Origin of the sequence: Alteromonas sp. MmMcT2-5 (genome assembly GCF_022348315.1) — a bacterium.
GTDB lineage: Bacteria > Pseudomonadota > Gammaproteobacteria > Enterobacterales > Alteromonadaceae > Alteromonas > Alteromonas macleodii.
This window is the reverse complement of sequence record NZ_JAKRFB010000104.1, coordinates 1-4918: the sequence shown is the minus strand read 5'-3', so window position 1 is coordinate 4918 and position 4918 is coordinate 1. Positions and strand designations below refer to the sequence as shown.

6 protein-coding genes are annotated in these 4918 nt (G+C 39.7%); 5 read left to right on the top strand and 1 reads right to left on the bottom strand.

Annotated elements, in window-relative coordinates:
- Positions 1 to 191: 191 nt before the first annotated feature.
- The gene (locus MHN09_RS20835) at positions 192 to 500 is read left to right on the top strand and encodes a hypothetical protein (RefSeq protein ID WP_239220458.1); all 309 of its coding nucleotides are present in this window, start codon (positions 192 to 194) and stop codon (positions 498 to 500) included.
- 957 nt (positions 501 to 1457) lie between these two features.
- Here the strand turns inward: MHN09_RS20835 and MHN09_RS20830 are convergent.
- Positions 1458 to 1679: a helix-turn-helix transcriptional regulator gene (locus MHN09_RS20830; RefSeq protein ID WP_187447785.1), complete on the bottom strand. Its 222-nt coding sequence runs from the start codon at positions 1677 to 1679 to the stop codon at positions 1458 to 1460.
- 99 nt (positions 1680 to 1778) lie between these two features.
- Here MHN09_RS20830 and MHN09_RS20825 point away from each other — a divergent pair, with 99 nt between their 5' ends.
- The 4 genes from MHN09_RS20825 to MHN09_RS20810 all read left to right on the top strand — a co-directional run bounded on the left by MHN09_RS20825 (position 1779) and on the right by MHN09_RS20810 (position 4865).
- Positions 1779 to 2015, top strand: coding sequence for a hypothetical protein (locus tag MHN09_RS20825; RefSeq protein WP_163109808.1), 237 nt, complete (start codon positions 1779 to 1781; stop codon positions 2013 to 2015).
- Positions 2008 to 3228: a site-specific integrase gene (locus MHN09_RS20820; RefSeq protein WP_187447784.1), complete on the top strand. Its 1221-nt coding sequence runs from the start codon at positions 2008 to 2010 to the stop codon at positions 3226 to 3228. The genes MHN09_RS20825 and MHN09_RS20820 overlap by 8 nt, the downstream gene beginning before the upstream one ends.
- Before the next feature lie 73 nt (positions 3229 to 3301).
- A complete protein-coding gene (locus MHN09_RS20815; protein ID WP_187447783.1) occupies positions 3302 to 4153 on the top strand; it encodes an HDIG domain-containing metalloprotein in 852 nt (283 codons plus the stop codon).
- A gap of 190 nt (positions 4154 to 4343) precedes the next feature.
- On the top strand, positions 4344 to 4865 hold the full coding sequence (locus tag MHN09_RS20810) for a hypothetical protein (RefSeq protein ID WP_239241808.1): 522 nt from the start codon (positions 4344 to 4346) through the stop codon (positions 4863 to 4865).
- The last annotated feature ends 53 nt before the right edge of the window (positions 4866 to 4918 follow it).

The window sequence follows — 4918 nt, the reverse complement described above, 5'->3', positions numbered from 1 at the left end:
AATCCGATCACTTAAGGTAAAACTGGCAAGGACGAAAAAGAAGAAGAAAAAGTGATCGGATAAAACCGAAACGACCGATCGGATTCACCGAAATACGCACCGTTTCAAAACCATCAGAGGGATTTGGTAATGCAAGAGTAGATTTAACGTTTATTTCTATAGTGCATGATGTCGAAATGAAGATAACAATAATGGTATGGGTTCCATCGAGACAGCCAGAAATTCTGCGTTTCAGAACAATCTTGTTTGATAATCGTGAAAGGGATGAAATGAAAAATAACAGTGAATGCTGGGATGAAGTATTTAGACTAGTAGGTACAACGAATGAAAACGCATTTGGATTTTTGTCTTTGTCAAATGCATCAGGGATCACCTTGGATTACAGTTTGACTATTGAGGGGGGAATTGCAAACTCAACTCTGTGTAATACGGCTAAAGAGATAGCAAGAATTGCTCTATTTTGTAAGTCGAATATTTTAGAAGAGATTTCTAGCGATTAAACGTATTTTTAAATTTGAGAAAAATAGTCGCTGTTGAGCATGTGAGGAGTGTAAATGAAATATAATGGTGATGATGATTTTATGTGTATACGTATTGATAGTGGGAACACGATCACCACGTTTAAAAGCGTTACTGTGCTCGCATCAAAGCGCAAGAATAGTGTAGAAAGAAATGATAAAGGGACTGCGAAATCTAAGTCATTGTGGCGCAGACTACTAGGTTGCTAAAATCTGGATTAACTCTGATTGTCTCCGGTGATGTAAAACTGACCTGCTAACGAAATTTTAAAAATAATCCACTTGAGGCGCACTTAACATTTTGAAATTATTTATTTGATATGTATTTTTCTCCCAACTGTTGTAAACGACATGAATAATTATTGGCAATCCAAATTACTCCACCTAATCCTGTAAAAAATAGAGTGATTGCTAATGTTACGAATTCAAGGGTACTCATGATAACCTTTTCACTAAAATAATTAATAAGTTAAAATAAAAATCGATTGGGAAAACTAATTTCCCATAATAAAAAGCTTAGTAGATTTTCGTTATCTATTTCTTCTTATCAACCAATAAAACCCACCAAACAAAACAACCAAGCTTAATATAGCCATTATTGTTCCGAGAAGCTGAATATTACTCATTGCGTTAGCTCTCCTGTGCATTTACATCTATAGTTGTACATTTCTGGTGTATGCGTTCACAAATTCAAAATTAACTGATTTTCGAAGGTATGCCCCCCAAAAGGCTTTATGAATTTTCAATCACCCATATCAAGAGTTTTGAGCAGTTCTACCTTCACACAAAGAAGCTTTTTTGTCATCTTTCTACCCATTAAACCTGCTGCTTAATAATATCTCCTGGCTTACTTGCAATCCTTAGAAGTAATTTGACAAGCATGAAATTACGATTTTCGTTTATTTAATTATCAAAATACTTGAGCGTTGTAACCGTGCACTAATCCGGCTCATACTCAATTACATCCTCAATTTTACAATCAAAGAATTTACATAAAGCCTCTAACGTAGTGATGCTGGTGTGATAGCCAGTGTTGTTGGCTATTTTACTCATAGCAGAGCTTTGAATACCTACTTCATTAGCTAAAAACGAAAGCGTTATTTTTCTGCCTTCTTGTTCGGATTTCTGTTTTACCAGCTCTCTTATCTTGTACTTAATCAAAATACAGTTACCAAAAAATACACAAAAATGTCTTGATAAGACGAAAAATGACTTGTATATTTGTCTTGTGAAGACGAAAACAGGTCAAAGGAGGCCTTTATGAAACAAACGTTGCTCACAGCAAAAGAGCTCTCAGCCCGAATTAAATTTAGCGCCAACTATATCAATGCGGAGCTGCGAGACTCTATTTTCATCGAAGGTAAGCATTACATTCGACCGTTTAATGGTAGAAAAATTCTATACATTTGGGAAGAGGTAGAAGCGTATTTGTATGAATCTGCTGTTCGAAATGCCTCATACATTCCTATGGCATCTGGGAGAGTGTGTCATGGGTAGCATAAATGTTCGTGAATCCAAGCTCTATATTGATTTCAGGTATCTAAATACACGATGTAGAGAGCAAACTGCATTGCCTGATACGCGGGCTAACAGGAAGAAACTTGAAAAGCTACTTAAGCAAATAGAGTCAGATATCCGCTTAAAATGCTTTGTGTACAGCGATTATTTTCCCGATTCTAAAAAGGCTTCGAACTTTGTGAAAGAGGATGAACAGGCAAGTCGCATAAAACGAGCGATGCTGGCAACGTACCAAAAAGCGTCTAACGCTCTTCAAGGGCATAATAATACGTCGTTTGAAGACTTTGCCCAGGAGTGGTTTTCTGAAAACGAAGTACGTTGGAAACAGAGCTACGTCAGCAGCATGAGAATTTACGTATTTTCTTATCTCACCAAAGAATTTACGGGTTTTGATGTGAGCGAAATAGACCGCCCGACTATTTTGAAATATCGCGCCAAGCTGATGCAACCAAAAGCTGATGGCACTCAACTTTCGACCGATTTTGTAAACCATATCATGACACCGCTTCGCATGATTTTGCGGGAGGCAGCTGACAGGTTTGGTTTCCGGTGCCAATTTGAAAATATTGCGCCTCTTCGCGTAGACCGACGAGATGTTAATCCATTTTCACTAGAACAAGTGCTTACGTTCTTAAAAACAGTGCGTATCGACTTTCGGAACTACTACACAGTACGCTTTTTTACTGGAATGAGGACAGCTGAAATTGACGGCCTGATGTGGAAATACGTTGATTTTGAATTAGGTACGATAAGTATCAGAGAGACATTTGTTCAAGGCCGAATGGATTCAACAAAAACTCGTGGCTCCATGCGCGACATTCAAATGTCGACATTGGTCAAAGAAGCACTTCAAAATCAGTTTGACGTTTCTGGAGATGGGAAGTTTGTTTTTCCGAACTCCCAAGGTAACCCACTAGATCATGGCAATGTAAGAGACCGGGTTTGGAAACCTACATTGAAAAAAATCGGAATGGAATACCGTAGGCCTTACGAAACTCGTCATACCGCTGCAACGTTGTGGTTAGCATCAGGTGAAGCGCCTGAATGGATAGCGCGTCAAATGGGGCACGCAAACACAAAAATGCTATTTGAGATTTACAGCCGCTACGTACCAAACCTCACTCGTAGAGACGGTTCTGCGTTCGAGCAACTACTTTCAAACGTTCTATGTGAGAACAGCCAGCACTTATAGTTTTAGCATTTAGTACACTGTTAAGGTTAATTAGATTGAAGCTTATACTGGTATCAATAAAGAGGGTAGAACGATGAAAATTGATTCATTGCAGCCGGAGCTTTCAGAAGCGAAAAAACTTGCTCGTTTTAAAGGGTTTTACTGCATGGCTGGACTCGTAGCGAAGTTAAACCAGCATGGTAAGCCGTATTGGGTAATTACGTTAATGGATGCATTTACTGAATTTGAGGTGATAGCCACGCAGATTGATTGCGATATAAAACACTTTTCTCACTTTGGCTTTGTTCACGTTGAAGCAAAAAAAATTAAAACAACCGTTGGTGAGGTACATGTTGCCGATTTTATTTATGCTGTTGATGAAATTCCAGAAAAGTACAGGCATATACGCTTAATTCCTAAAGATGCTTCGGTTAACCATGAAGATATGGCGCGCCTGGTCAAAATTGTCGAGAGTATTGAGTATGACGCATTAAAGCACTTCGTCGCGCACACTTTGCTTCAAAGCAGAATAATGGTGCCGTTCCTTCGAAATCCAGCAAGCTTGAATTACCATCATAACTACGTTGGTGGTTTATTAAAACATAGTATACGCGTAGCAGAGTTATTTGCTGAAAACATGGCTGGTCGAAAAGAGGAAAAAGCTTTAGGCATTGTCGGGGCGCTTCTCCACGATATAGGCAAATCCGTCACATTATCAGAGTCTATGAACTACACCACTACTGGAACAATGGTAAATCATGATTCGTTAACGTTGGAGCTTTGTTCCTTACCACTCTACCTACTTTCCAAAACAAACCCTAGGTATGCCGATATTTTGCGTCATATCTGGACTTGTGAGAAAGAACACTTGAGGTATTCCGCGAAGCTCAATATAGCGACTCAGATACAACGATTCGATAGGGAAGACTCAAAAGAGCAAGCTTAAAGTAGCGAGTTTATGAAATAGCATTATTCTAGGTATGGGCTTTCTCTTCAAAAAGACTCTCATGAGGAGTAGTTTCGGCGTCTAAAGCTGGTATGGCATAGATCTAATATACGTTCGATAATCCTATGCGTCATCTTTTGCCGCATTGTTGTTTCATGCTTACAAGACATTAGTTTTCAAAAGTAAGTACATGCAAGACATTCGAACCGAACGAATTAATATTCACGTTATAGGTGTGGGAGGCTGTGGTGGCAATGCGATAAGCAACATGGCCAGTCTTTGCTCACATGAAAATATCAGGTTTAGCTCTGTTAATACTGATATCGCTGCTTTGCATAGGTGTACAAATCATGAAGTGGTATTGATAGGCGAGGCAAAAACAAAGGGATATGGAGCCGGGGCCGACCCGGATGTAGCAAGCGACGCCGCCATTCAGAGCAAAGATGCCTTAGCGACATTAATAAAAGATGCTGACCTTATTATCATTATCGCTGGCCTGGGAGGTGGCACTGGAAGTGGGGCAACGCCAATCTTGATTGATTTAGCCAAAGAGAGCGATATCGATGTGATGTGTTTTGTGACGCTGCCTTTCAAAGCTGAGGGAGGAAAGCGAAGCGACATTGCTAGAAACGCGCTTGAGACAATACGAAGTAAAGCCAATGCTACTCTTGTTAATTGGCACCGCTATGGATCCATTCCATTGGCGGCGTAATGGACCCACCCCATTTGTGCCGTAATCGATCCACCTGATTGGCGGCGTAATAG

What these genes read in the sequence shown, in the direction of transcription:
- MHN09_RS20820 (WP_187447784.1), top strand. Translation starts at nt 2,008, where the DNA reads ATGGGTAGCATAAATGTTCGTGAATCCAAGCTCTATATTGATTTCAGG.
- MHN09_RS20810 (WP_239241808.1), top strand. Translation starts at nt 4,344, where the DNA reads ATGCAAGACATTCGAACCGAACGAATTAATATTCACGTTATAGGTGTG.
- MHN09_RS20825 (WP_163109808.1), top strand. Translation starts at nt 1,779, where the DNA reads ATGAAACAAACGTTGCTCACAGCAAAAGAGCTCTCAGCCCGAATTAAA.
- MHN09_RS20815 (WP_187447783.1), top strand. Translation starts at nt 3,302, where the DNA reads ATGAAAATTGATTCATTGCAGCCGGAGCTTTCAGAAGCGAAAAAACTT.
- MHN09_RS20835 (WP_239220458.1), top strand. Translation starts at nt 192, where the DNA reads ATGGTATGGGTTCCATCGAGACAGCCAGAAATTCTGCGTTTCAGAACA.